This window comes from Vibrio sp. 1562, from assembly GCF_033340155.1.
In the GTDB taxonomy this organism is placed as follows: Bacteria; Pseudomonadota; Gammaproteobacteria; order Enterobacterales; family Vibrionaceae; genus Vibrio; species Vibrio alginolyticus.
The window spans coordinates 1-787 of record NZ_JAWOVY010000237.1; the positions used below are offsets into that span (position 1 = coordinate 1).

The window sequence follows — 787 nt, forward strand, 5'->3', positions numbered from 1 at the left end:
CTGTTTTTCCAACCTATTTATCTCGTTCAGTATCTAATTGTGACGTTCTTTTCTTCTCCTTTACTAATAAAGTTATCAACTCGCTCAAGTCTCTACAGTATTTTGTTTGCGTTTTTACCGCTTTTGATCGCAACTGGCAGTATCGCTTTTAGTTAAGTGACTTTGATAACTCCGTTTTTTATCAGACCGACTACACTTGTTTAGAAATAAGTGACGCATTTCATATAATTACTTGATATTGCGCCGCTAGGATATGTGTCCCATTTTTGTGACAGATAGTAACTTTCACTTGTTTTGGGATGTGGAACGCAATAAGTCGATTGTTTAATGAGTTGATAGTTAGTTTAATCAACCAACGATGTGCAAAACACCACATATATTCAACTAAAAACTATGCAATAGGTTAATGGGAAACGTTGGCCATTAGCGGAGGTCAGATGAGTACGCAAACCGTGCCGCAAAACGCGATTGTAAATGCTGTCAAAGGGGAAGTTTTGGTATTGGATCTTACAGGTAAGATCCGAGTGGTAAGCGCCGGAGATGCGTTAAATACAGGGGATGTCATTGTCACAGAAAACAATGCGTCTTTGGATGTTCTAATCAATAACGAGCTCTATCTTGTCGACCAAAACTGTGTCGCGTGTCTTCCCGAGCCTTCATCAGAACAACCGGAAACTTTGGTTCAAACCCCGGTTGATGGCCAAATTGCTTTCGACCCGACGGCGATTGATAGTGCTAATTTTGACGCAAATGATGTTGCTGCTATCCAACAAGCGATTTTGGAAGG

1 protein-coding gene is annotated in these 787 nt (G+C 40.5%); it reads left to right on the plus strand.

Going from position 1 to position 787, the window contains the following annotated elements; all coding sequences use genetic code 11:
- Positions 1-437 precede the first annotated feature (437 nt).
- A partial coding sequence (locus tag R7Z49_RS24370; RefSeq protein ID WP_154217557.1) for a retention module-containing protein occupies positions 438-787 on the plus strand: 350 nt, incomplete at its 3' end.